Origin of the sequence: Methylotenera versatilis 7 (assembly GCF_000799165.1) — a bacterium.
Lineage (GTDB): Bacteria > Pseudomonadota > Gammaproteobacteria > Burkholderiales > Methylophilaceae > Methylotenera_A > Methylotenera_A versatilis_A.
Genome location: NZ_JUGF01000002.1, coordinates 1172475 through 1198002, shown reverse-complemented (window position 1 = coordinate 1198002; position 25528 = coordinate 1172475). Strand labels below are relative to the sequence as shown.

Below are 25528 nucleotides of genomic sequence, written 5' to 3'. Positions count from 1 at the left end.
AGTTTCTGAATAAACCCAATTTTCCATCATCAAACTGACATATTCAACAGTGATAATGTTATTTTTAATAACTGAGATTATCCATGAAACTTTTAACCAGACTACGCAAATCACGTGAATCGCGCTATGACCAATTTGCGCCAGAACTTTCAGAAACAGACAATGAGCATTTAGAATCAATCGGCGTTGGCGCAGCCACTGTAGATGACATCATTCGTTTAAATTTAGAGCATATTAATTTGCAAGAGCAAAGATTATCCACGCGTTTTGTTTTTTAAGGCTTTTCTATTCGTTAAGTTTAAGCAATTAAAACTTAACGCCAATTAATCAAACTGAAATCTAGCCAGCCTTATTAAACCCGTTCGGGTTATTTGATTGCCAACGCCAAGTATCGGCGCACATTTCCTCTAAACTGCGGCTTGCCTGCCAGCCCAACAGTTCTTTTGCCACAGTTGCATCCGCATAATTAATCGCCACATCGCCTAAACGTCTTGGCAATATTTCATAAGGAATATTTTTAGCGCTGTTTTTTGCAAACGCGTTCACCACATCCAGCACGCTGTAACCAATGCCTGTGCCTAAGTTAACTGTAATCATGCTTTGATTTTTAGCCAAATAATCCAATGCCGCCACATGCCCATCGGCTAAATCCATCACGTGAATATAGTCGCGTACACCAGTGCCGTCGTGCGTGGCGTAATCATTGCCAAATACGCGCAGTTTTGCCAAACGCCCCACCGCCACTTGTGCTACATACGGTAATAAATTATTGGGTATGCCATTGGGATCCTCACCAATCAAGCCACTGCTATGCGCACCAATCGGATTAAAGTAGCGCAACAAAGCAATGCGCCATGTGTTATCGGCCTTGTGCAAATCGCGCAGGATATCTTCAATCATCAACTTAGAACGACCGTATGGATTGGTCGCGCTCAGTGGGAAATCTTCTTTAATCGGCACGCTGGCCGGGTCGCCATACACCGTTGCAGATGAACTGAATACGATATTTTTAACGTTAAATTCAGCCATCACTTCAAACAGGTTCAGGCTGCCGACCACGTTATTATCGTAATACAGCTGTGGTTTTTCAGTTGACTCACCCACCGCTTTAAGTCCGGCAAAATGTATCACGGCACTAATGGCATGCGCTTTAAAAATAGCGCGCATGGCTTGTTTATCGCGAATATCCGCTTCAATAAACGGAAATGTTTTGCCAGCAATTTTTGCCACGCGCTTGAGCGACTCTTGCGAACTGTTGGACAGATTGTCCACAATGACAATCTCATGTCCTGCCGCCAGCATTTGCACACTAGTGTGCGAACCGATATAACCTGCGCCGCCTGTAATTAATATAGCCATACTTTTTTGCGCCTAAAACTTAAGATTTAAATTGAATCATACTGCATAAATTGCGCATGCAGATGACATATAACCTATGAGCATTTAATACGGAAAATATCAAGACGATAAGCCCAATGTATGTGTATTAGCAATTCGGCCATGATAAAGCGCAGATACCAAGTCAGATTGGGTAACGATACCCACCAATCGGCGATTGTCATCCACTACAGGAATATGATGATGCACACGATGATGCGTCATTAATGGAATCAGTTCGATGATGTGCATATTAAGATTTGCTGTTACCGCAGGAGAAGTCATAATTTGCCCTGCCACTTCTGGTTTTTCTGAATGCAGCGAGGTGGTTGCTTTAATAAAGCGCTTGAGCTTAGTTTCAAATCCTTCATATATTTCTAAATCGGCATTTTTCATAAAATCGATTTGAGTGATGATACCAATCACGCGACGCGCCCTATCAATCACAGGTAATGCTTTGATTTTATGCTTTCTTAATAAGCCCCAAGCCTCTTCCAGTTCTGTGCCAAACTCCACGCTGACAACGTCTTTCGACATAATATCTGCGCAAGTGATTTCACCAAAACGGCGGCGATAAGCGTGCATCTCCGTTTGTTGCAACAAGGTTTGCAAATCATCACGACTCACATCCAGCACCTGGTTATATTGCCTCAGCACTTCGTTTACATCTTCCGGCGTAAACCCGAAGCGCATTTCTGGCGGAATATCTTTTGTTTGATGCGAATCCAAGACTTTTACCGCATGCGGATAAGGTCGGCGCGTGAGATTATTAAAAATAAGCGCAACACTCAGCAGTAAGAAGGAGTTAATTGCGACAGGAGAAAGTACAAATCCATAGCCCTGTTCGATAATGGCTGGCCCGCCTAATACAGCAGTCAGCGCGACTGCACCACTTGGCGGATGCAAACAGCGTAAAGCAAACATCACCGCGATGGTTATACCAACTGCAAACGCTGCCGCTACGGCGAAATTACTAATCCATAACGCACATGTCACACCTACCAGCGCAGCAGAAATATTGCCCCCGATAATAGACCAAGGCTGTGCCAATGGGCTGGAAGGCACCGCAAACAACAACACGGCAGAGGCACCTAAAGGAGCGATTAAATATGGCAGAGTTTCGGTGCTTCCCTCGATTAAATAGGTGACAGAACCAGTCAGCAATATGCCCACTAAAGCGCCAGTGCAGGCGCGCAAGCGTTCTTTATAGTTAATGGAAATAGGCTCTGGAGAAAAGCCCTTTATCCAATCTGCAAATTTATTCACACGCAATATCCAATGACAAAATTGGCCGCAATTCTACAACATGCACTGTTAGTAAGCACTATTTAAGTGCGCGACGTTAGTGCTACATTTTAGATGTGGAATCTAAAGGTACGATTTATATGCAGGGGTTATTTCCGTAAAATAAAAAGCAGGATAACTTTAAAAGTCATCCTGCTTTTATTAATACCTCTTATCAATAATAGTGTAAATATTATTTTGTCGCTGGTGCTGCGCCTTCTGGTTGGTTCGGTTGTACTTTATTACCTTTGGTTGTACCAGCGTTCTTTTCCTTCTCTTTCAGCAACCTGCTTTTTTTGGTGTACTCACCTTCAGTCACATTTTGAGCCGGCCCTTTGTCAGCACGCTTGTTTTGTTCAACAATCTGCGGAGATTCAGAATTACCTAAATTACTGGCTGGATCATTCACGCTACCTGTATTGGTTTCAATCGTGCCTTTATCAACACGTCTATCCTGTTGTTTAATTTGAGGCGTTTCAGAAGTACCAATATTACTTGCGTCATCTGCATTTTCAGTCGTTGTTGCAGAAATCGCCGAGAATGTGCTAAAGGCTACTGCTGCTGCAAAGATACTTGCAATAAATTGATTCATTTTGACTCCTTAATAAAATATAAAATCAAACCAGCCACTCACTAGCTGGTTTGATTTATTGAGTTTTAGTGTGCTTGAAACTCAAACGTGTCACGCAATTGTTTTACTTCGTCATGGTTGCGTTGCGCACCTTTAAGCTGGCGCAAAATAAGCTGATTCACAGCCACTGGCAATGTTTTCTTTGACGCGTCTATATAGGCGTTCAGCGCAACATCCTCACCGCGCTCCACTTCATTTAACACTGCCAGATTGTCATTGCTGGTAATAGCGGTTTTAATGTCTATCCAACGGCGATGCAAATAACCACCGATTGATGCAGAGTCTGCAGGTTTTCCACCCAATTCACGCACCAACGCCTGAAGCTCATAGACACTTTGTTTCACCTCATGCGAGCGATGTAAAAAGTAAGCTTTTAATTTGGGATCATCCACACTTTGTGATGATTGAAGAAAACCTTCTTCTCCATCTTTGGAAACCTCAATCAAACCGTTAAGCACTGAGATAGCTTCGTCATTGTTAATCATATAAATTCTCCTAAAAATTAGAGCAATCGAATTAGGGCTGTGTATTCAACTTAATAGTTGATTAGCCAGAAGCCACAGTTTCTCGTTTTTACAAGAGAACAAATATCAGATAAATCAGTAATTTATCGTCAGACTTGACTGTCGGACACTGACATAAAATACTCAAAACTAAGAATAGACAGCGGAAAAGCAATCGCAATGGGCCCCGGTAAAGCAGACCTGTTAGATGCTATTGATGCATACGGCTCCATTTCATCTGCGGCCAAGCAGATGAAAATGTCTTACCGCAGAGCGTGGGAATTAGTGGATGTGATGAATAAATGTTTCAAACAACCGCTGGTGATCAGTTCGCCCGGTGGCCATCACGGCGGCGGCGCGCACCTTTCTGATTTCGGGCGCACCACTCTCAAACCTTAAACATCCCTGAGTTGACCGATATTTTGAGCATAATTCTTTTAAACTCCTGCGCTACTCTGGTTGCGCAAAAAATCCAATAGATCCTGCGTTAATCTATCTTTCTCAGTCACGGTAATGCCATGCGCCGCACCGTCATATTCAATTAACGTCGCATGTGAAATGCCTTTTGCGGCTTTGCGTGCAGACGCATCGATAGGTACCGTTTTATCATCTGTACCGTGAATGATTAATGTCGGCACTTTAAATGCGCTTAGATCTGGACGGAAATCGGTTGATGCGAATGCTTGCGCGCAAGCGAGCGTACTTTTCAAATTCGCTTGCATCGCGACACTGCGTGACCACTCTAAAAGTTCTTGGCTGACCGGAGTTGAAAGCAGTCCCACGCCATAGAATGTTTTAAAGAAATCTGCAAAGAATGCGGCACGATCTTCTTTCATGCTTGCTGTCATTTCATCAAATACCTTTTGCGGAGTGCCGTTTGGATTATCTTCCGTTCTAAGCATGTAAGGCACAATCGATGCCACCAAAACAACTTTAGCAACTGATTTTCCTGCATGGCGCGACATATAGCGCGCAACTTCACCGCCACCCATTGAGAATCCAACGATTGTTGCGTCTTTTGCGCCCGTCTGTTCAATAACTGCGGCTAAATCATCAGCTAAAGTATTGTAATCGTAGCCATTAAACGGATGGGTAGAGCGACCGAAACCTCGTCTATCATACGAAATGCAGCGAAAGCCCGCATCAGCAATCGCCATTGCTTGATCATCCCAACTATCAGATGACAGCGGCCAGCCATGGAGAAAAATCACTGGCTTACCTGTGCCCCAGTCTTTGTAAAATAATTTAGTTTGGTCTTGTGTGGTGATATAGCTCATAAGTAACTCTTTTCTATCAAAATTAAATGTTAAAAAAGCTTAAAAAGAGTGATATTCAATCACATCACATACTTTCATCAATTAAGCGTATGTTTTAAGCATGCGTTAATGATCTCTTATCGTCTGTACGTTATTTAACAATTTGTGAGAACTGAGGCTTTTCTGTAAAAACGCAATATCGGACAAAAGCCTACTTTTTACGCGAACCATAGATGTTGGCATATACCCAAGTGAACTCGGCGCCCATCAAAAAAACTTGTGCCGAATAATAAACCCACATTAACAATACCAACAGTGAACCAGCCGCCCCATAGCCACTGGCAATAGCGCTGGTTCCTATGTATATGCCAATTAATGATTTACCTACTGTGAATAGAATAGAGGTAATCACAGCACCGATTAATACGTCTTTCCAGTGAATTCTTGCACGCGGCATCAATTTGTATATCAGCGCAAACATGGCAGTTGTAATTAGAAAGCTGAAAAGTGCATTAAGGCTACTCAACAACAATATCCATTCATTTTCTGTGTGATTTAATATTGGCGACCACCATTTGTTGATGGCAGAAAGCCCAGCACTTAACAATAAGGACACCATTGAAATAAAGCCGATACCTAATATCATGCCGAATGACAACAGACGCATATGGATTAAATTCCACCACCCGCTAGTTTTCACTCGCTCGGGCACGCGCCAAATACGGTCTAATGCATTTTGCAGTTCACCAAATACACTAGTAGCTCCTACTAACAACAGCACGATACCAACAATAGTGGCAAATATGCCCTCTGTTGGCTTATTAACGTTTTGCAGCAAAGCCTGCACCGCTCTCGCCCCTTGCTCACCCATCAAGCTTTGCAATTGCCCGACTATCTCACCACGCGCGGCCTCTTCACCAAAAATAAATCCGATAATAGACAGTACAATCAGCAATAGAGGCGCGATTGAGAACAGGGTGTAGAAAGCCAATGCGGCACCCATACTTGGCGCGTAATCGTCATTCCAAGACTGAATAGTGGTTTTAATGAGCAGCCATAATTTTTTCATACGGGTTTATATCAAGCGCTTTTATCTTGCCGCAATTAAACCTATTTTGAAAATAAGCTGTCTGTGCGATAACGCACACTTACCCAATGCTATTCATAGCGACTTTTTACTGGCATATAAAAATTAACCGGCAAAAATTAAGTTTGGTAATGAGCTACTCTCAGTTTTCAGTACTAAAGTCCTAACTGAAATTTAAACCCACATCAAAGCTGGCCATATAACCATCTGCCGTTTTTTTGGGTTTAAGCATCAATTGCTGGCCGCCATCTTCGTAAATACGGTCGTTGCTGTTATTGATTCTGCGCATACCTTTACCTGCATATGGCGCCAGCGCAAAAATTTCATCGTTCAATTTGTCATCGAAATACAGTTGAGAGGTGAACTCATGGTTTTTGCCACTCACATCTGTGACACGGATTTTAAAGTGGATATGCACCGCTCTGCCGTTATACCAGCCTGGGTAAACCGTGAAGAATTTCACCGCACCCTCCTCGTCTGTCAATCTGTAACCGCGCAAGAATTTTCTGCCACGAGTATCAAAACTTCTATCTCGAGCATCGGAATAAACGCCTTCGGCATTGCAGTGCCAAATATCAACAACCGCATCTTTAATCGGTGTGCAAGCACTATTACCCGTTTTGAAAACGTTAATCATTAACGTTAGGGGCACGCCTTCTTGTATCGAACCATCGGTGGGGTCAAAGCGGATATCCGAACGCATCAGTTTTTCATCCACAAAATATGGCCCTTCGGTTTGTTCAGGCGTCATAATGCAAGCCAGATTTGAGGTGCTTTTGTTCTGCGGTGTAATACCGCAGCTGGTTAGCAGGCTGAATCCACTAGCAATCATGATTTGCAGCATATTGCGGCGCGTAAACGAACGATTTGATGAACTAGGTGATATGTCGTTAAGCATATGATTGCATCCAGACTAAAGATTAAGATAAATTGAAACAGTTATTTTAATGCTGGCTTTTGTAAATTTTTTAGCATGAATTGTAAATCTACGTAAGTTTAAAGGCCGCACATTGATTGCACGTTCCTTTCTGCTATAATTGAGATTAGTTCTCATTTGTATTTGAATTGTGTCAACACAAACAGCTTTTCGTACTTTGACGATCAAATCAACATTTAAGCCCAAATATGTAAATTAGCCAGATATGCAAAATCAAGTAAATCAGAAAAGTCGAGCATTCTGGCTCAAACATTTATATCGCTGGCATTGGATCAGTTCCGCAGCCTGCCTTATCGGCATGCTGCTTTTTGCTTCAACCGGTATCACTTTGAATAACTCAACACATATTGAGTCATTGCCTGTAGTTAGCAAAAAATCAGCGACCATTCCCGAGAAACTTTTAGCTCAAATTAAAGCAGAACCTGCGAATGACAAGGCCGCGCTACCCAAAGCAACTGCTGATTGGGTGAGTGGCGCGATGGGTATCGAGTTAGCTGATGTGCCTGGAGAATGGTCCGATGCCGAAGTGTATTTATCATTACCACGACCGGGTGGTGATGCGTGGCTGGTAATAGATCGCGTTAGTGGTGAAGTAAGTTATGAGCGAACCGACCGTGGTTGGGTTTCATATTTTAATGACCTGCACAAAGGTCGAAATACAGGAACAGCTTGGAGCTGGTTCCTGGATATATTCTCTGTTACCACGCTAGTGTTCTGCATCACAGGGCTGTTCATGCTAAACATGCATGCGAATAATCGCCCTGCTACATGGCCATTGGTTGGTTTGGGTGTTGTAGTGCCATTAATTTTAGTTATTTTATTTATTCACTAATTTATTCAGTTTATTTTTTCATTAAGTTATAGGAGATATCGTCAATGCGTAAATGGGTTCCTGCACTTATTCCGGCTTTAGTCGCTGGTATGTTAGCCAATCAAGCTGTTTCTGGGGAGATTAATCTAAAAGTAACACTCCCTACTATCAATACAGCTGAATATCATCGCCCTTATGTGGCTATCTGGATTGAAAAACCAGACCAAACCGTTGAGAAGAACTTGGCTGTTTGGTATAGCCAAAAGAAAACTGACAAGGGCGAGCAAAGCGATAAATGGCTGAAAGATCTACGTCAATGGTGGCGTAAAAGTGGTCGCGATCAAGCAATGCCATTGGATGGTGTCACAGGCGCAACTCGCCCTGTCGGTGAACATAAGCTAAGCTTTGTTGAAGGCAAATCACCGTTGGACAATTTACCGGCGGGACAATATAACGTTGTAGTTGAATCTGCCCGTGAAAAAGGTGGTCGCGAACTGGTTCGCGTGCCATTCACATGGCCTGCACAAAAAGCTGTTAGCGCTAAAGTGACAGGACAAGAAGAACTAGGTGAAGTTGCTGTAGAGCTAAAACCCTAACTTTTAAACTCTTTTAAGGAATCACAATGAAACTCCAAATAAAACTCAAGTCCGCTTTACTATCTTTAGCAATCGGCATGTCAGCTTCTGTTGTGCATGCTCATGGGGTTTGGATTACCTCCTCAAGCACCGTATTATCCGCACCTCAATTCGTGACTTTTGACGCTGCGTCATCAAGCGTACCATTCCTGATTGATCATCGCCCACTTGCAATAGACTCACTTGTTATCGTTGCCCCTGATGGCAGCAACGTTGCGCCTGTTAACGTAATGAAAGGCGAGCTACGTACCGTTTTTGATGCAAAGCTTGAGCAAACTGGTACCTATCGTTTGGAAATGGTGCGTTCTGGTTTCCGTGCAAACTGGAAAGATGCTGAAGACAAACCAAAACGTTTTATGGGCACAGCTGATGCATTAGCAAAAGAAGTCCCTGCTGACGCAAAAGAATTGAAAGTGACTGAATCAATCAGCCGTATGGAAAACTTCATCACCGTTGGCAAACCTTCGGCATTAAAATCAACGGGCAAAGGCCTTGAATTGCTTGCGGGCACTCACCCCAATGACTTGGTAGCTGGTGAACCTGTTGAGCTTACATTCCTTGTGGATGGCAAACCAACTGAAGGCGTTGAAGTAGAAGTGATTCGCAACCAAACACGTTATAGAAATAAATTGGACGAAAAAAAATACAAAACGGATAAAAACGGCAAAGTAAAAGTAGCGTTACCAGATGCTGGTTTGTATTGGCTAGATGCTGATTTCAAAGATAACAATGTTTCAAACAAGCTCGCTAAAGAGCGCGCTTTGGCTTACGTGCTGACGCTGGAAGTATTGCCGCAGTAAGCTGATGCGTCGCGTATTAATTCCGCAAAACCTGCAAACACTCCCCCCGCAATTACCTAAGGGGGAGCAGCATACGATAACCGGACAATCCATGGGAACAACCTGGGCTGTTCGGTATATCAATACACATCAACAATCCAATGATGCTGTACATGCCTTGATTCAGCATGAACTGGATTTGGTTGTGGCACAAATGAGCACATGGCAGGAAGACTCAAATCTCAGCGTTTTCAATCGCGCCGATGCCAATACATGGCATGTCTTACCTGCTTCTTTCTTTGCAGTGCTGGATTGTGCGTTAAAAGTAGCCGCAGAAACCAACGGCGCATTCGACCCAACGATTGGCCCACTGGTGAATCTATGGGGGTTTGGTCCTGAAGGTCAACGCACGTCCCCACCAGATACTACTGAAGTAAAAGCTTTACACACTTATTGTGGCTGGCAAAAAATAAAACTGGATAGCGAAGGCATGCGTGCCTTGCAAGCTGGTAATGTTTATGTCGACTTTTCAGGCATCGCAAAAGGCTATAGCGTAGACAGGATTGCACGCGCACTACAAAATGCAAGTATAGAAAACTACCTGATAGAAGTCGGCGGTGAGTTATATGGCGCTGGCATCAAACCAGACGGACAGCCTTGGTGGATTGCGCTTGAAACATCGCCCGACGCCACCTCTGTCACGGAATCAGTAGTTGCGTTGCATGGTCTGGCAGTTGCAACTTCTGGGGATTATCGACGTTATTTCGAGCACCACGGTCAGCATTATGCACATACCATTGACCCGCGCACAGGTTTCCCAATCGATCGCGCATCCAATGCATTGGTTTCCGTCACAGTGCTGCATGCAGAATGCATGGTAGCGGATGCGCTAGCGACGGCTTTTACCGTGATGGGCGTTGACGCTGCATTAGCCTATGCAAAACAGAAAGACATCGCGGCGTTACTGATTGAACACAAAGCAGACGGTTTTAAAGAGCATTTTTCTCCCCAATTAATGGCGATGATGGAATGAAAACGCTATTTGCAGGTTTAAGCCTGTTAATCGCCAGCCCCTCTTATGCAGCCAGCACTGGCATGTCGCATACCATCAACGCGCTTATTGTCGTTATAGTCTATCTATGCTTTTGTGGCTGGATTATCTGGCGTTATAAAAAAAGAACGGCGCAAACGCTACGCGAAAAAAATCAAGTTAACGCAGACGCAGATCTGCGCGATGAAAATAGCATCCTAGTCACTTATGCCAGCCAAACTGGCAATGCTGAACAGCTTGCAAAGAAAACAGCAGAATCGCTAAAAGCAGCGGGGTTAATGGTCGAAATACACCAGCTTTCTGCAATCGATACTGCTTTACTACAGCATTTCACCCGTGTTCTATTTGTCGTCAGCACAACCGGGGAAGGCGATGCACCTGACAATGCCAGAGATTTTCTGGCTAAGGTAATGCTCAATGATGCAAATTTCCCTAACCTTAAATATGGCATCTTAGCTTTAGGGGATGCAAGTTACACGCATTACTGTGGATTCGGACACACGCTTGATACATGGCTACAACATACGCATGCCATGCCACTATTCGATATAGTTGAAGTCGACCGCAATGATGATGGCGCATTGAGGCATTGGCAATATCAGTTAGGTGTTTTAGCAAAAGACACCGAAATGGCCGATTGGAAAACACCGGAATATCAACAGTGGAAACTAAAAAGCCGCACTCAGGTTAATGACGGCAGCGTAGGTGCACCTGTTTATCATTTGAGTCTATCAACACAAAAGAAAAGCATGCGCTGGCAAGCAGGGGATATCGCAGAAATCGGCCCACGCAACTCACCTAAGTCAGTGAGTATATTTCTCAACCATCTCGAATTAGACGGTTCAGTCAAAGTTAATTCCGAAAGTATGACTTTTGCACAAGCATTATTGGATAAATTATTGCCGCATGATGAAGCCGGCTTTCAAGCTTTAACCGGCATGGATGCCGAAGTGATTTTGTTAACATTAAAAACACTGCCACATCGCGAATATTCCATTGCCTCTATCCCGCAAGACAGCGGCCTTGAACTACTTATTCGCCAGACACATTATGCAGACGGCAGGCTAGGCATTGGTTCAGGCTGGCTAACGCAATATGCCGCAATCAATAGCGATATCGCCTTACGTATACGCGAGAACAGTGCATTTCATCCACCACCAGCCGAAACACCACTGATTTTAATCGGTAACGGCACAGGAATCGCAGGCCTTAGAGCGCACCTGAAAGCACGCGTAGCATCAGGTCAAAATAATAACTGGCTTATTTTTGGTGAGCGTAATGCTGAATATGACTTTTACTTTAAAGATGAATTACAAGGCTGGCACAATCAAGGCTTGTTAAACAAGCTACAAACCGCGTTCTCTAGAGATCAAGCCGAGCGTATATACGTGCAGGATATTGTAAAGTCATCAGCCACAGATATAGCAAAATGGATTAACAACGGCGCGGCGATTTACGTTTGTGGCAGCGCAACCGGCATGGCCCCTGCCGTGCATAGCGAGCTGCTTGAAATTCTTGGTGAAACCACATTATCAATATTAACTACGTCTGGCAGATACCGCCGCGATGTATATTGAGCAAATCCTGCTTATAGCGAATATAAATGCTGATATAAACCAATGACGGCTGTTAACAACCACTTCACCCTATCTATATAGCAGTTATTATCACTGAGATATGCGAATGAAAAAGGCCCCAGATTTCTCCGAGTCCTTTATTTTTGCCGCCCCTCTGTGAGTGAAATACAGTACCAACGGATTGAAGTCTCAAGTTCAAACTAGGTGAAGTTGAATGTACAAAACTCACAAGCAATAAAAAAACCAGCACTTAGGCTGGTTTTTTTGTATGTTCTAGGATTGCCTAAAACATGGAATTGGTAGGGCGTGCGGGGATCGAACCCACGACAAACGGATTAAAAGTCCGCTGCTCTACCAGCTGAGCTAACGCCCCATTGTGAAACGGGTAATACTGGATACCTACTGACTTCGTAAGCGATTTAAGTTGCTAATTGCTTTACCTACGAAAGGGCGCAATTATGCAAGAAACTCGGGCTTTGGTCAATGATAACCTGCGAAATAAATTAACTTTTTATATTTTTATTTTTTAGCAGAAATTATGTTGTTAAAACTGTGGCGATTTGTATAGGAATTTAACTGTTAAAGATATTAATCCGAAATATTCTAAATAATAGAAATCGCCTTGCTTAAAACGTTCTAATTTATTTAATTTTAAAACGCTTTATACAACTTTCGATTTTGCAAACCAGCTTAACGCAGACCCGGCAATTTACCGCCCATCATGCCGCCCATGCCACGCATCATTTTTGCCATGCCGCCTTTGCTGAACATTTTCATCATCTTTTGCGTTTCTTCAAACTGTTTTAGCAAGCGATTCACTTCTTGCACTTGCACACCGCTACCGGCGGCGATACGTTTCTTACGTGTGGCTTTGATTAATTCCGGCTTACGACGCTCAAGCGGCGTCATGCTATTGATAATGCCTTCAATACGGCGCAATGATTTATCGGCATCTTCATTGTTCACCTTGGCTGCCATACTGGCCATTTGTGCCGGCATTTTGTCCATTAACGCACCCATGCCGCCCATTTTGCGCATTTGGCTCATTTGGCTTTTAAAGTCTTCCAGATCAAATTTACTGCCTGATTTAATTTTGTCAGCGACTTTTTGCGCCTCGGCCATATCGACATTTTTATGCGCTTGCTCAATCAAGCCCAGCACATCGCCCATGCCCAATATGCGGCCGGCCATACGGTCAGGATGGAAAGGTTCTAAACCATCGACCTTCTCGCTCACACCGATAAACTTAATCGGCTGACCTGTCACATGTCGCACAGACAAAGCCGCGCCGCCACGTGCATCGCCGTCTAACTTCGTTAACACCACGCCGGTTAATGGCAACGTTTCGCCAAAAGCCTTGGCGGTATTTACCGCATCCTGACCCTGCATCGCATCTACGACAAACAAGGTTTCAATCGGGTTTAGTTGCGTGTGCAGCGCTTTGATTTCTGCCATCATCGCTTCATCAATACCCAAGCGACCTGCGGTATCAAAAATCACAACATCGTAATAGTTCTTTTTGGCATGTTCTAAAGTTAATGCTGCAATTTCACTCGGCTTTTGATTTGCATTACTATCAAAGCAATCTATATCCAGCTGCTTAGCCAAAGTTTGCAATTGTGCAATCGCAGCAGGGCGATAAATATCCGCACTAGCCAACAGCACTTTTTTCTTTTGTTCCTTGAGTAACTTTGCCAGCTTGGCCGATGTAGTCGTTTTACCGGAGCCCTGCAAACCAGCCATTAAAATAATTGCCGGCGGCTGCGTGGCTAGATTCAAACCTACATTGGCTTTGCCCATTAACTCTGTCAATTCATCATTGACCACTTCAATGACGGCTTGGCCTGGTGTTAAGCTCAGCAATACCTCTTTACCTTGCGCACGCGCCTTAACGCGGCTGATAAAGTCTTTTACTACAGGCAAGGCCACATCGGCTTCTAGCAATGCCATACGTACTTCACGCATCGCGTCGCTGATATTGTCTTCAGTTAATCGTGCTTGACCACGTAGATTTTTGATGACGCCCTGTAAGCGGCCGGTTAAATTTTCTAACATTTTCGGGGTTACCTTCAAAGGTGATACTGAAAGATATTGCTAATTGAATTTGCAGTAATTTTACATCAAGCTATGCTAATTAGACGAGTTTTGCCATAATTGTCATATGCAAAATTCAGTGCACTATTTCATTCCGTATTCGGTTGTGGCTTTTATTTATCTGGCAGTAGCAGCAGATTTCTGGCGCACCGCCAAATCAGCCACTAATGCGCAATCACTTAAATTGCATTCTGCCATGATCGCTTTGGGCTTAATGTTGCATGGCTGGCTTTTATACCGCGATGTCTTTAGTGCCGGCAGTGTCAATTTAGGCTTTTACTATGCATTGTCAGCTATTTTCTGGCTAACGGTATTGGTATATTGGTTAACGGATCTAAAACACGAATTACATAGCCTGCAAGCTTTTGTATTGCCGCCTGCAGCGATTTTTGTCTTACTGCCGGCTTTTGCCATCAAAAATCATTATCTACCCACTGCGCACGAAGGTTTGTTTATGGCGCATATCGGCATTGCGATTCTGGCATATAGCTTGTTTACATTTGCCGCTTTACACGCCCTATTAATGACAATCGCTGAACGCAGTCTGCACAACAAACCTACATTAATTAAACTGCCCAGTTTCCCTCCATTAATGGTGATGGAAAGCCTGTTGTTTCGCGTGATTACCATTGGCTTTGTGCTACTCACATTGACATTAATAAGCGGCGTGTTCTTTAGCGAGAAGATTTTTGGAAAACCGCTGCAACTCAATCATAAAACCCTTTTTTCGATTGCGTCCTGGATGATTTATGGCTGGTTATTATTTGGGCGTTACCAATATGGCTGGCGCGGCAGAAAAGCGATCAACCTGACCTTGATCGGCTTTTTGCTCTTATTGTTAGCTTATATCGGCAGTCGTTTTGTGCTGCAGGTACTACTCAACAAATAGTTTAGTAATTTGTTGGATTATATCGGCTGGCGGGCGCGCCTAAATATTGACTAAAAGCTTTTAGAGCTTTTCTATCCAACACCGATTGATGCACACTTACCGTACCATTCTGCACCAACTGCTTAAATTGCCTGGCGCCCATTTTTCCTGCGATTCCGACCAAATGTGCCCACTCTGTATGTGCGATTGCCGCATAGTCGCCAATGACTTTAAATACATCATCCATAAATTTTACGCCAACGCTTTTATCGCCAAGCTCGTCTATCATCCATTTTAGGGCACAATCGGACAAACCTGCTTCTTTGTATCCGCCGCCAACATCTGAATGTGACCCAGCAAATAAAACCTGCTTAATACCACCGCGCTTTGCCCATAATGTCGGGGTGAACAACAAACGCATTTCATCTAATGCCACCGCATGCAATCCAAACTTAACCTTGGCATTCAGCACATTATCCGCAAATGCAAAGCCATCTCTAATTTCAGCGCGATTATCATCGAACTCAAAATCCGGAATGCCTAACGCGCCAACGGTATCCCAAACTGCAACTGCTTCTATCGGAATATCTTTAATGAAATCTGCATCTGTGATGGTATTTTTTAATACAAAATTTTTAATGCTGGTAAAAGCAATAAATAAATTTTGCAGCCTGTTTTGATAGGATGTCTGATTAATACCGTCTCGATAGCTATACCAGGCTCGGATAGCCATATCATACGATGCCGCTTCACCTTGATTAAATTTTTTGGCTAATAAACCTTTAGCCGTAATCAGTCCAGCTAACGCTCGGGCCGTATAGGCGCCGCGACTAAAACCGACAATGTAAATCTTGTCGCCTGCAACATAGTTTCTGGAAATGAACGTATATCCTCTGGCGATGCGTTCGATTAAACCAAAACCGAATGCACCACCTAAAATACGATTTAACTTGACACTGGAGTCGCCTACTCCATTGATATATTTGGCTATTTGTAGCGTGTTGGTATCCACAATCAAGCTTTTTTCATATTCCGTTACACGGCCGGTAATTTCGGAATGATGTATCTTTGAAATGTGTTTGCCAGCAAGGTGTGTGAATAATTTAAAGACATTGGACGGCGCATCGGAATCACTATCGATTTCATCGCCCGCCCTGTTCCAGGTACCATCTGCGCAAAATACAATGTTTTTAGCCATTTAACTTAACCTTAAATTCAAGTTAAAAAATTTAAACCAAAGCTAGATTAATTGACCTTAAAATACCTTGCAACTCCCTAAATTAGGGAGCTTTTAAATTTTAACGCAAGCTGATTGCAGGCCAATCATGCTCTTTCGCATACGCTGTAAGCGTTGCATCTGCATCCACCGCCACCGGATTCGTCACTAATTTCATCAATGGCAAATCGTTGTGTGAATCACTGTAAAAATAACTTTTCTCAAAATCACCCAGCGCTTGGCCTTGATCTGCCAACCACTGATTGATGCGCGTAACCTTACCTGCCTGAAAACTTGGCACACCACTTACGCCACCGGTAAATTGACCATTCACCATTTCCGGGTCTGATCCAATCAAGTGCTCAATGCCATAAGCAGCGGCAATTGGTTTAGTGACGAAACTGTTGGTGGCAGTAATCACAACACACAAATCACCTGCCGCTTTATGCTGACTCACTAAAGCCTGCGCTTTATCCGTCATCATCGGCTTGATGACTTTTTCCATATATTTGACATGCAATTCATCCAGAAATTTTTTAGGATGCTGGCTTAATGGCTGCAACTGAAACTTCAAAAAAGCAAAAATATCCAAATTGCCATTTTTGTAATCCAGGTAAAACTGCTCATTGCGGTCATGATGTGTTTTGGCATCCAATAAGCCTTCATCAATTAGAAACAAACTCCAGTTATAGTCTGAATCACCTGCTAATAAAGTGTTATCAAGATCAAATAAAGCTAAATTCAAAATTTACTCCGTTACGAATTAACCCATAAATAAACATCACGACAATCAGAATACAGAGGTAAGAACAAAGCAGCTTGCTGCATCTATTGCTCTATATTTTCATTGCCCGCAGAAAGTACTAAAAATACACCAACTAAAATCACCGCCAGCGCAATATATTCAGTTGAGGTGACATGCTCACTTGCCAACCAGATGCCTAGCCCAAATGCCACAATGGGATTAACAAAGGTATTGCTACTGGCAACCAATGGTCGCACAGTTTTAAGCAAATACTGGTAGGCGCTGTAAGCAACTAGCGAACCTAATACAATTAAAAACAACATCGCCGCCCAAGATTTCAAGCTAATCACAGCTGGATACTGCTCACCTTGCAATGCACTGAAAATCAATAAAGCAACACCACCTGTTAACATTTGACAGGCAGGCGCCATTAACCCGGTCGGCATACTTAAATACTTACTCCATACAGAACCAAATGACCAAGTCGCTGCAGCGAAGATCAATAAAAAGGCACTGAATATTTCGCCATGCAAACTACCACCCACGTTTAGCAGCACAATACCAACCAAACCAACAGCAATACCCAGCCATTCTCGGCGCGTGATTTTATGGCCCCAGATGGATGCAAAAATCGCCATCCAAATCGGCGCAGTAGCAATAGAAAGCGCCGCGACGCTAGAGGAAACCGTCTGCTGTACATAACAGACCGTGCCGTTTCCTAGTGCTGGCAACAAAATACCTACTGCTGTTGCGCCCAGCCATTGCTGTTTTGTTGGATTCGGCGAACCAAGAAAACGCATCACCATATACAACAAAGCACCAGCGACCGTAAAACGTATGCCGCCCATTAAAAAAGGCGGAAAACTCTCAATGCCAAACTTAATCGCTAAGTAAGTTGAACCCCAGATAAAGTAGGTGCAAAACAGTGCTAAAAAGATGAATAAAGTTTGATTTTTACGATGCATAGCATATATTTTTTGTTATATCGGCCAAAGACGAGACACTTGAGCGCAGACAGTACAATAAGTACGGCAAGCGAAAAGTAACGAAGTATTTGGTCGATTTTACAAAAAATTAAAGTTGCGGATTCATCTTTTCGTCTTTTGAATGCAATTTATTCAATGCATTCAAGTATGCCTTGGCTGACGCCACCACAATATCGGTATCGGCGCCCTGTCCGTTCACGATACGCCCGCCTTTGGCTAAGCGCACGGTCACTTCACCCTGCGCATCGGTGCCGCTGGTAATGTTATTCACCGAATATAATTGCAATTCAGCACCACTATTGACCATGCTTTCGATCGCTTTAAACGTCGCATCTACAGGGCCACCGCCATCTGCTTCTGCACGTTTTTCTACACTGTTGTCAGATAAAGTAATAATGGCATGTGGTACTTCGCCTGTTTGCGATGCAACTTGCAAATACACCAATTTGTAATTTTCACTGGCCTCATGCACAAATTCATCACTAACTAAAGCGTGCAAATCCTCATCAAAAATCTCTGATTTTTTATCTGCTAAATCTTTAAAGCGAGCAAAAGCAGCATTCATTGCGTCTTCGGATTCCAATTCTATGCCCAACTCTTTCAAGCGCGTTCTAAAGGCGTTACGTCCGGACAATTTACCCAAAGTTAATTTATTCGCATTCCAGCCCACATCTTCTGCACGCATAATTTCATAGGTTTCGCGATGTTTTAACACGCCATCCTGATGAATGCCACTTTCGTGCGCAAATGCGTTCGCACCAACGATTGCCTTATTCGGCTGCACCGGGTAACCAGTAATCGTAGAAACCAATTTAGAAGTCGGCACGATTTGCGTAGTATCAATACGCGTGGTCAAATTAAAAATATCGCTGCGGGTTTTGATCGCCATCACCACCTCTTCCAAGCTGGCGTTACCTGCACGTTCACCCAAGCCATTGATGGTACATTCCACTTGGCGAGCACCGCCCATCACTGCTGCCAATGAGTTGGCAACCGCCATACCTAAATCGTTATGGCAATGCGTACTCCAAATTACCTTATCTGAATTTTTAACACGTTTAATTAAAGTCGCCATCGTTTCGCCCCATGGCGCCGGGATTGAATAGCCTACCGTATCTGGCACATTGATGGTTTTAGCGCCCGCTTCGATTACCGCATCAAATACACGCACTAAAAAGTCGATATCGGAACGCACAGCGTCTTCGGCAGAAAACTCCACATCAGGCGTATATTCCAATGCCCATTTGACGGCCTGTACTGCGCGCTCTACCACTTGGTCTTCCGTCATGCGCAACTTGTTTTCCATATGGATTTTGCTGGTGGCGATAAACGTATGTATACGACCAGATGCAGCGTGTTTAATCGCTTCGCCTGCACGTCGCACATCATTTTCGCTGGCGCGGGCAAGCGAGCAAACAGTGGAGTTTTTCACTATCTTAGCGATTTCAGAAATCGCCTCAAAATCACCTGGGCTGGCAGCTGCAAAACCTGCTTCAATCACGTTGACACCCAATTTTTCAAGTTGGCGGGCGATACGGATTTTTTCTTCTTTAGTCATCGATGCGCCAGGGCTTTGTTCACCATCGCGCAAAGTGGTATCAAAAATAACAATTTGGTTATTCGTTTGGTTTGCTGTGTTCATGTTTTTTATTCCTAATGCTGTAGCTTGCTTTGATTATGAGTGAATCAATTGCGCATAAAGCTACAAATACAATCATTTTACTCACTGTACTGTTAACTAGCCAGAGTAACTATTGATTAATCACAGCTACTCTGAACACTGTAAAAAAACAGTGAGCATAAAATTACTTAATGGGGTGGGGGATTATTGTGCGCTGACGCGCAGCAGCATGGCTGGACGTAGCGCAGCCAATGCTAAAGCAAGGCTTAAAAATAAGCCTGCGTAAAAAGAGATTGCTTGAAATGTGAAATGATTCAACATGTAATTAGTATAAGTATTTAATACTGGCTTTTCAAGTAGTTAATCGTGCATTTATGCCAAACGATTTTTTCAATTTAGCAATACCTGAATATAACAGCGCCTTATATCAATCTAATTTGTAGGCTTTTTTGCAGCGCGCGACTTTGCCCACAAAAAGTAACCAGATAACGCGTACACCAAAACAACAGTAAACAAAACTTCTGGCGGGCTATATGAGATCAGTACAAATGCCAGAACAATCGCCAGAATAGCCACGAAAGGTACGCTTTGTTTTAAATTAATATCTTTTCCGCTGTAAAACTTAAGATCACTGACCATACTAAGCGCCGCAAAAACCGTTAAGCCCCAAGCCATCCATTTCATCTGCAATGCGCCAAAAAATATTTCGCGGCCATCCACGTCATACTCATACGCCACCCAGACAAAACCCGCTAATAACGCTGCCGCCGCTGGACTTGGTAAGCCTTGGAAATAACGTTTGTCTTGAAACTCATCATCTAACTTGGTATTAAAACGCGCCAATCTTAACGCCGCGCAGGCACAATAAATAAAAGCGGCTATCCAGCCCAATTTACCCATCGGCTTAAGCGCCCACACATACATTATTAATGCCGGCGCCACACCAAAGGACACCATATCAGACAAGCTGTCATATTCTGCACCAAACGCGCTGGTCGTATTGGTCATTCGCGCCACACGCCCGTCCAATCCATCCATCACCATAGCAATAAAAATGGCAATCGCAGATTGCTCAAAATTGAAATTCATCGCCTGCACGATGGCATAAAAGCCAGCAAATAAAGCGGCTGAGGTGAACAAATTCGGTAGCAAATAAATGCCGCGCGATTTTAAGGTATCGACTTGTTTGCGTGGTGCACGTGGTTTAACGACAGCCATTGTATTTAGCCTGCTAATAAAATTGTGTTAAGTATATCAAAGCAAGCTTATTTTGCTTGTTCTAATTAAAAAGTTAACCAATAAATAGGGTTAAGTTTTTCGATGATGCAACAATACACTAGGTTTACTGCGCCGTAATTTTAATGTAAGTGCTCGCTTATGATAGTATCGCGGCTTAAAATTAACGCCTCAATTTAGGTTCAAATATGCAATTCACCCTTCACAAAACCGACGGTCTCGCGCGTCGTGGTACAGTCAGTTTGGCGCACGGCGATGTGCAAACACCTGCGTTTATGCCCGTTGGCACTTATGGCACGGTTAAAGCCATGTCACCTTTAGAACTAGCCGAAATCGATGCACATATCGTGCTCGGCAATACTTTTCACCTGTGGCTACGCCCTGGCCTAGAAGTGATTGCCGCGCATGGCGGCTTGCATAAATTTATGGGTTGGGATAAGCCGATTCTCACCGACTCTGGCGGTTTTCAAGTGTGGAGTTTGGGCGCAATGCGCAAAATCTCAGAAGAAGGCGTTAAATTTAAATCGCCCATCAACGGCGATACGTGTTTTTTAACACCCGAAGAATCCATGCGCATTCAAAAGGTACTTAACTCAGATATTGTCATGATTTTTGACGAATGTACGCCCTACCCCGCCACGCATAAAGAAGCGAGTGACTCCATGCAGTTAAGTTTGCGCTGGGCAAAACGTAGTAAGGATGCTTTTGATAAATTACAAGGAATCACGATAGACGAAGCGATGCGCATGCAAGGCGGCAAGGATGAAACAGCGCAGGCAGTACATAAAGCACGACCAGCTGTTGAAGACGCAGCCAACGCCGCAAGCGTGAGCAATCACACAAATGCGCTATTTGGCATTATTCAGGGCGGAATGTTTGAAGATTTACGTGACGTTTCATTAAACGGTTTAGTCGATATTGATTTTGACGGCTTTGCGATTGGCGGACTTTCTGTTGGCGAACCAAAAGAGGATATGTTGCGCATCTTGGCGCACACTGCCCCAAAAATGCCGCAAAATAAACCACGCTATTTAATGGGCGTCGGCACGCCAGAAGATTTAGTTGCTGCTGTTTCACAAGGTGTCGATATGTTCGATTGCGTAATGCCTACCCGCAACGCACGCAATGGCTGGTTATTTACGCAATATGGCGATATTAAAATCAAGAATGCGTTTTATAAACAGGACACGCAGCCGCTAGATGCCGATTGTGCATGCTATACCTGTCGCAACTTTACGCGTGCTTATTTGCATCACCTGCATAAAGTGGGCGAAATCTTAGGCGCACGCTTAAACACCATCCACAATTTGCACTATTACCAAGTATTAATGCAAGGCATGCGTGGCGCGATTGAAACAGGAAAATTTGAAGCATTTAAGTCAGAATTTGCAGCAAACCGCGCACGCCTCTCAAGCTGAACAGTCTGTGCTAAAATCGCACAGTTAAAAAATTATTTGAAAGTTATTTCGTATGTTAAACAACCTATTTATCAGTAACGCACACGCAGCTCCTGCCGCACCAGGTGGTGATTTAGTGAGCTTCTTGCCTATTTTAATTATTTTTGTCTTGTTTTACTTTATGCTGATTCGCCCGCAAATGAAACAGGCTAAACAGCAAAAAGCTATGATTGAAGCACTTAAAGCGGGCGACGAAGTGGCGACTACTGGCGGCGTGATTGGCAAAATCACCAAAGTGGGCGATAGCTTTTTGAGCATTGAAATTGCTGCGAATACTACGATTAATGTACAAAAACATGCGGTGCAAACTTTGTTGCCGCCGGGTACGATTAAAGGTATTTAAGAAACATTTGAGCGCTAGCTGGATTTTCAGCTAGCAAGTTTGCTTAAAATTTACCCCTTAAAAAAACCATTAACTTTTTAAACTAACATCTTTATTTAAACTAAAATTTGCTTCTGAATTAAATCAGCAATTTAGTATTTTTGAGCCGCACTTATGAACCGCTACCCTACCTGGAAATACATTCTAATTGCCGTTGTCATTCTGATTGGCTTGCTATATACCATACCTAACTTTTTTGGTGAATCGCCTGCTGTACAGGTTAGTCCGGCGAAAACATCGCTTAAGGCCGACGCAGCTTTATTAAGCAAAGTAGAAGCGACGCTGAAATTAGCGAATGTGCCGTTTAATGGTATTTACCTGGATGCAAGCGGTGTGAAAGTGCGTTTTGCGGATCCTGAGGCGCAAATTAAAGCAAAAGATAAATTAATCGCTAGCCTAGGTAAAGATTACACAGTTGCGTTGAATTTACTATCCCAAACACCAAACTGGTTATTAGGCATTGGCGCAAAACCCATGTATCTGGGTTTGGATTTACGTGGCGGTGTGCATTTTCTGCTGCAAGTGGATATGAAAGCGGCATTGGATAAATCAGCCGAAAGCAGCGTGGGCGATTTCCGCACAGCGCTACGCCGCGAAAAAGTAAATTACTTCGGTATCGCGCGCGAAGGCCAAAAAGTCCAGGTGCGCTTTAGCGATAAAAAAGATTTAGATGCCGCACGTAAAGTACTAAGCAAAGACTTCCCCGACTTAACGCTGAATGATTCAACTGATGGCAAAGAACAAGTATTAACAGCCACCATTGGTGAAGCCGCGAAAAAGAAAATTCAGGAATTCGCACTCAAACAAAACCTGCAAACATTGCATAACCGTATCAATGAGTTAGGCGTAGCTGAGCCAATTGTGCAACAGCAAGGTCTTGACCGCATTGTTGTGCAACTACCAGGCGTTCAGGATACTGCAAAAGCCAAGGAAATTTTAGGCCGTACTGCAACGCTTGAAATTCGCATGGTGGATGAAGATAAAAAAGACATGGCAACGCTTGAAGCTGCTCTCAAAGGCCAAGTGCCTTTTGGTGACGAAGTGTATAAAGACCGTGAAGGTAATCCAATTCTAGTTAAAAAGAATGTGGTGTTAACCGGCGATCGTATTACTGATGCTGGCCCGGGTGTTAACAATCAAACTGGCGGCGCAATTGTGAATGTCACGTTAGATGGTCGCGGTGCTGGTATATTTAAAAATGTCACTCGCGACAACGTGGGCAAGCGCATGGCGATTTTGCTGATTGAAAAAGGCAATACTGAAGTGATTACTGCGCCAGTGATTAACGAAGAAATCGGCGGCGGCCGTGTGCAGATTTCCGGCATGAGTAATACGCAGGAAGCCACCGATGTTGCACTGTTGCTACGTGCTGGCGCGCTTGCCGCACCAATGGAAATCATTGAAGAACGTACCGTTGGCCCAAGCATGGGTGAAGAAAACATCAAACGTGGCGTACATTCTACACTGTGGGGTTTTGCTGCAATCGCGGTGATGATGATGATTTACTACATGGTTTTTGGTGGCGTTTCTGTATTAGCGCTGGGTATTAACCTGCTGTTACTGGTCGCTCTGCTTTCGATGTTACAAGCGACACTCACCCTGCCAGGTTTAGCGGCGATTGCGTTGGCTCTGGGTATGGCGATTGACGCGAACGTACTGATTAACGAACGGGTTCGTGAAGAGTTACGCAATGGCAACACGCCACAAGCCAGTATTCATGCAGGCTACGACAGAGCATTTGACACGATTCTAGACTCCAACGTGACAACACTGATTGCTGGTTTTGCCTTGTTTATGTTTGGTACAGGCCCAATTAAAGGATTCGCCGTAGTACACGTGTTGGGCATATTAACGTCTATGTTTACCGCAGTTCTAGTGTCGCGTGCGATTGTGAATCTGATTTATGGCTACCGCCGTAAAGTGACCAACCTTTCAATCGGCCAGATTTATAAAGGTTAAACTTCGATTAAATTTCAATTTGCTAAGAATTTAACCTTAGCAATTTAGCAGCTAATTTTATATAGAGTATGGATTATGGAATTTTTCAGAATTAAAAAAGACATCCCATTCATGAGTTATGGCCGTTTAACCACGGCTGTCTCGCTCATCACTTTTTTTGTGGCGATATTTTTTCTTTGGTCTAAAGGCCTGCATTACGGCGTTGACTTCACTGGCGGCACGGTGATGGAAGTGAATTATCCGCAATCTGCAAATATCGATAGCATCCGTAAAGCAGTCGACTCAATCGGCTTAAAGGATGTCACTGTCCAAAATTTTGGTACCAGCCACGATGTGTTGATTCGCCTACCACTTAAAAAAGACATGTCGATTGCACAATTATCTGAAACGGTCACAAAAGCTTTACAAACAGCAGATTCATCTGCCGAAGTGCGTCGCGTGGAATCAGTTGGCTCGCAAGTCGGCGACGAACTATATGCAAGCGGCGGATTAGCACTATTACTGGTTTGCGCAGGCATTATGGCTTACTTGGCGATACGCTTTGAATGGCGTTTCGCGGTAGCGGCAATTATCGCCAATATGCATGACGTGGTGATTATTTTAGGCTTCTTTGCCTTTTTCCAGTGGGAATTTAACTTAACCGTGCTCGCTGCGATTCTGGCAGTTTTAGGTTATTCAGTGAATGAATCAGTTGTAGTATTTGACCGCGTGCGCGAGAATTTCCGCAAAATGCGTAAAGCCAGCGTGGTGCAAGTGATTGATAACGCAATCACACGTACGATGTCACGCACAGTGATTACTCACTTGATGACACAAACCATGGTCGGTTCAATGTTGTTATTCGGTGGCGAAGTGCTGCATAACTTTGCACTAGCACTCACTATTGGTATCCTATTCGGTATCTATTCTTCTGTATTGGTTGCTTGCCCGGTTGCGATGTATTTAGGGGTAAGTCGCGCTAACTTAATTGGTGACACTGAGAAAAAAGATGCTAATAAAAAGGATTCTGATAACACCGCAGAAGCACTATCTTAAT

Annotated in this window: 25 protein-coding genes and 1 tRNA gene; 12 read left to right on the top strand and 14 right to left on the bottom strand. The window is 43.7% G+C overall.

The window, feature by feature from the left end:
* Nucleotides 1–83: 83 nt before the first annotated feature.
* Nucleotides 84–278, top strand: coding sequence for a hypothetical protein (locus tag K370_RS09835; protein ID WP_047541240.1), 195 nt, complete (start codon nt 84–86; stop codon nt 276–278).
* 61 nt (nt 279–339) lie between these two features.
* On the opposite strand, the gene galE is transcribed toward K370_RS09835, so the two are convergent.
* From galE to K370_RS09815, 4 genes are all read right to left on the bottom strand, one after another.
* Nucleotides 340–1359 (bottom strand): UDP-glucose 4-epimerase GalE, encoded by a 1020-nt coding sequence (gene galE, locus K370_RS09830; RefSeq protein ID WP_047541238.1) that lies wholly within the window; start codon nt 1357–1359, stop codon nt 340–342.
* A 99-nt stretch (nt 1360–1458) separates the two neighbouring features.
* Entirely contained in the window at nt 1459–2643 is a 1185-nt protein-coding gene (locus K370_RS09825; protein ID WP_047541906.1) for an HPP family protein, read from the bottom strand.
* Nucleotides 2644–2854: 211 nt separating this feature from the next.
* Nucleotides 2855–3253, bottom strand: a complete 399-nt coding sequence (locus tag K370_RS09820) for a hypothetical protein (RefSeq protein ID WP_047541237.1) — start codon at nt 3251–3253, stop codon at nt 2855–2857.
* A 65-nt stretch (nt 3254–3318) separates the two neighbouring features.
* On the bottom strand, nt 3319–3774 hold the full coding sequence (locus K370_RS09815; RefSeq protein WP_047541903.1) for a PA2169 family four-helix-bundle protein: 456 nt from the start codon (nt 3772–3774) through the stop codon (nt 3319–3321).
* Nucleotides 3775–4053: 279 nt separating this feature from the next.
* Here K370_RS09815 and K370_RS12375 point away from each other — a divergent pair, with 279 nt between their 5' ends.
* On the top strand, nt 4054–4194 hold the full coding sequence (locus K370_RS12375) for a hypothetical protein (RefSeq protein ID WP_327036984.1): 141 nt from the start codon (nt 4054–4056) through the stop codon (nt 4192–4194).
* A 38-nt stretch (nt 4195–4232) separates the two neighbouring features.
* Here K370_RS12375 and K370_RS09805 read toward each other — a convergent pair whose 3' ends face one another.
* From K370_RS09805 to K370_RS09795, 3 genes are all read right to left on the bottom strand, one after another.
* Nucleotides 4233–5072, bottom strand: coding sequence for an alpha/beta fold hydrolase (locus tag K370_RS09805; protein WP_047541236.1), 840 nt, complete (start codon nt 5070–5072; stop codon nt 4233–4235).
* A 190-nt stretch (nt 5073–5262) separates the two neighbouring features.
* On the bottom strand, nt 5263–6120 hold the full coding sequence (locus tag K370_RS09800; protein WP_047541234.1) for a YihY/virulence factor BrkB family protein: 858 nt from the start codon (nt 6118–6120) through the stop codon (nt 5263–5265).
* Nucleotides 6121–6301: 181 nt separating this feature from the next.
* Nucleotides 6302–7036: an intradiol ring-cleavage dioxygenase gene (locus tag K370_RS09795; RefSeq protein WP_047541233.1), complete on the bottom strand. Its 735-nt coding sequence runs from the start codon at nt 7034–7036 to the stop codon at nt 6302–6304.
* Between the two features lie 244 nt (nt 7037–7280).
* Here K370_RS09795 and K370_RS09790 point away from each other — a divergent pair, with 244 nt between their 5' ends.
* From K370_RS09790 to K370_RS09770, 5 genes are read left to right on the top strand one after another with little or no spacing between them, the layout of a single operon-like run.
* On the top strand, nt 7281–7907 hold the full coding sequence (locus K370_RS09790; RefSeq protein ID WP_047541232.1) for a PepSY-associated TM helix domain-containing protein: 627 nt from the start codon (nt 7281–7283) through the stop codon (nt 7905–7907).
* Nucleotides 7908–7951: 44 nt separating this feature from the next.
* A complete protein-coding gene (locus K370_RS09785; RefSeq protein WP_047541230.1) occupies nt 7952–8482 on the top strand; it encodes a DUF2271 domain-containing protein in 531 nt (176 codons plus the stop codon).
* A gap of 26 nt (nt 8483–8508) precedes the next feature.
* Nucleotides 8509–9321 (top strand): DUF4198 domain-containing protein, encoded by an 813-nt coding sequence (locus K370_RS09780; RefSeq protein WP_047541228.1) that lies wholly within the window; start codon nt 8509–8511, stop codon nt 9319–9321.
* Nucleotides 9322–9325: 4 nt separating this feature from the next.
* Nucleotides 9326–10333 carry an FAD:protein FMN transferase gene (locus K370_RS09775; protein WP_047541226.1) on the top strand — a complete coding sequence of 336 codons (1008 nt, stop codon included), beginning with the start codon at nt 9326–9328 and terminating at the stop codon, nt 10331–10333.
* The gene (locus tag K370_RS09770; protein WP_047541224.1) at nt 10330–11928 is read left to right on the top strand and encodes a sulfite reductase subunit alpha; all 1599 of its coding nucleotides are present in this window, start codon (nt 10330–10332) and stop codon (nt 11926–11928) included. The genes K370_RS09775 and K370_RS09770 overlap by 4 nt, the downstream gene beginning before the upstream one ends.
* A gap of 297 nt (nt 11929–12225) precedes the next feature.
* On the opposite strand, the gene K370_RS09765 is transcribed toward K370_RS09770, so the two are convergent.
* Together K370_RS09765 and ffh are read right to left on the bottom strand one after the other, a co-directional pair.
* Nucleotides 12226–12301, bottom strand: a tRNA-Lys gene (locus tag K370_RS09765).
* 317 nt (nt 12302–12618) lie between these two features.
* Nucleotides 12619–13983 (bottom strand): signal recognition particle protein, encoded by a 1365-nt coding sequence (gene ffh, locus K370_RS09760; RefSeq protein ID WP_047541223.1) that lies wholly within the window; start codon nt 13981–13983, stop codon nt 12619–12621.
* 106 nt (nt 13984–14089) lie between these two features.
* Between ffh and K370_RS09755 the strand changes: the two genes are divergently transcribed.
* Entirely contained in the window at nt 14090–14911 is an 822-nt protein-coding gene (locus K370_RS09755; RefSeq protein WP_047541221.1) for a cytochrome C assembly family protein, read from the top strand.
* Between the two features lies 1 nt (nt 14912).
* On the opposite strand, the gene K370_RS09750 is transcribed toward K370_RS09755, so the two are convergent.
* The 5 genes from K370_RS09750 to pssA all read right to left on the bottom strand — a co-directional run bounded on the left by K370_RS09750 (nt 14913) and on the right by pssA (nt 20676).
* A complete protein-coding gene (locus K370_RS09750) occupies nt 14913–16088 on the bottom strand; it encodes a DUF2235 domain-containing protein (RefSeq protein WP_052185215.1) in 1176 nt (391 codons plus the stop codon).
* Between the two features lie 100 nt (nt 16089–16188).
* The gene (locus tag K370_RS09745) at nt 16189–16851 is read right to left on the bottom strand and encodes an HAD family hydrolase (protein ID WP_047541219.1); all 663 of its coding nucleotides are present in this window, start codon (nt 16849–16851) and stop codon (nt 16189–16191) included.
* Between the two features lie 83 nt (nt 16852–16934).
* Nucleotides 16935–17816, bottom strand: coding sequence for a drug/metabolite exporter YedA (gene yedA, locus K370_RS09740; RefSeq protein ID WP_047541217.1), 882 nt, complete (start codon nt 17814–17816; stop codon nt 16935–16937).
* A gap of 109 nt (nt 17817–17925) precedes the next feature.
* Nucleotides 17926–19479 carry a 2-isopropylmalate synthase gene (locus K370_RS09735; RefSeq protein ID WP_047541216.1) on the bottom strand — a complete coding sequence of 518 codons (1554 nt, stop codon included), beginning with the start codon at nt 19477–19479 and terminating at the stop codon, nt 17926–17928.
* 411 nt (nt 19480–19890) lie between these two features.
* Nucleotides 19891–20676: a CDP-diacylglycerol--serine O-phosphatidyltransferase gene (pssA, locus tag K370_RS09730; RefSeq protein ID WP_047541215.1), complete on the bottom strand. Its 786-nt coding sequence runs from the start codon at nt 20674–20676 to the stop codon at nt 19891–19893.
* Nucleotides 20677–20882: 206 nt separating this feature from the next.
* On the opposite strand from pssA, the gene K370_RS09725 reads away from it, so the two are divergent.
* The 4 genes from K370_RS09725 (at nt 20883) to secF (ending at nt 25527) form a co-directional block, all read left to right on the top strand.
* Nucleotides 20883–22112, top strand: a complete 1230-nt coding sequence (locus tag K370_RS09725) for a tRNA guanosine(34) transglycosylase Tgt (RefSeq protein WP_047541213.1) — start codon at nt 20883–20885, stop codon at nt 22110–22112.
* Between the two features lie 52 nt (nt 22113–22164).
* The gene (gene yajC / locus K370_RS09720; protein WP_047541212.1) at nt 22165–22494 is read left to right on the top strand and encodes a preprotein translocase subunit YajC; all 330 of its coding nucleotides are present in this window, start codon (nt 22165–22167) and stop codon (nt 22492–22494) included.
* A 153-nt stretch (nt 22495–22647) separates the two neighbouring features.
* Nucleotides 22648–24492, top strand: coding sequence for a protein translocase subunit SecD (secD, locus tag K370_RS09715; RefSeq protein WP_047541211.1), 1845 nt, complete (start codon nt 22648–22650; stop codon nt 24490–24492).
* 75 nt (nt 24493–24567) lie between these two features.
* Nucleotides 24568–25527, top strand: a complete 960-nt coding sequence (secF, locus tag K370_RS09710) for a protein translocase subunit SecF (RefSeq protein ID WP_047541210.1) — start codon at nt 24568–24570, stop codon at nt 25525–25527.
* Nucleotide 25528 lies beyond the last annotated feature (1 nt).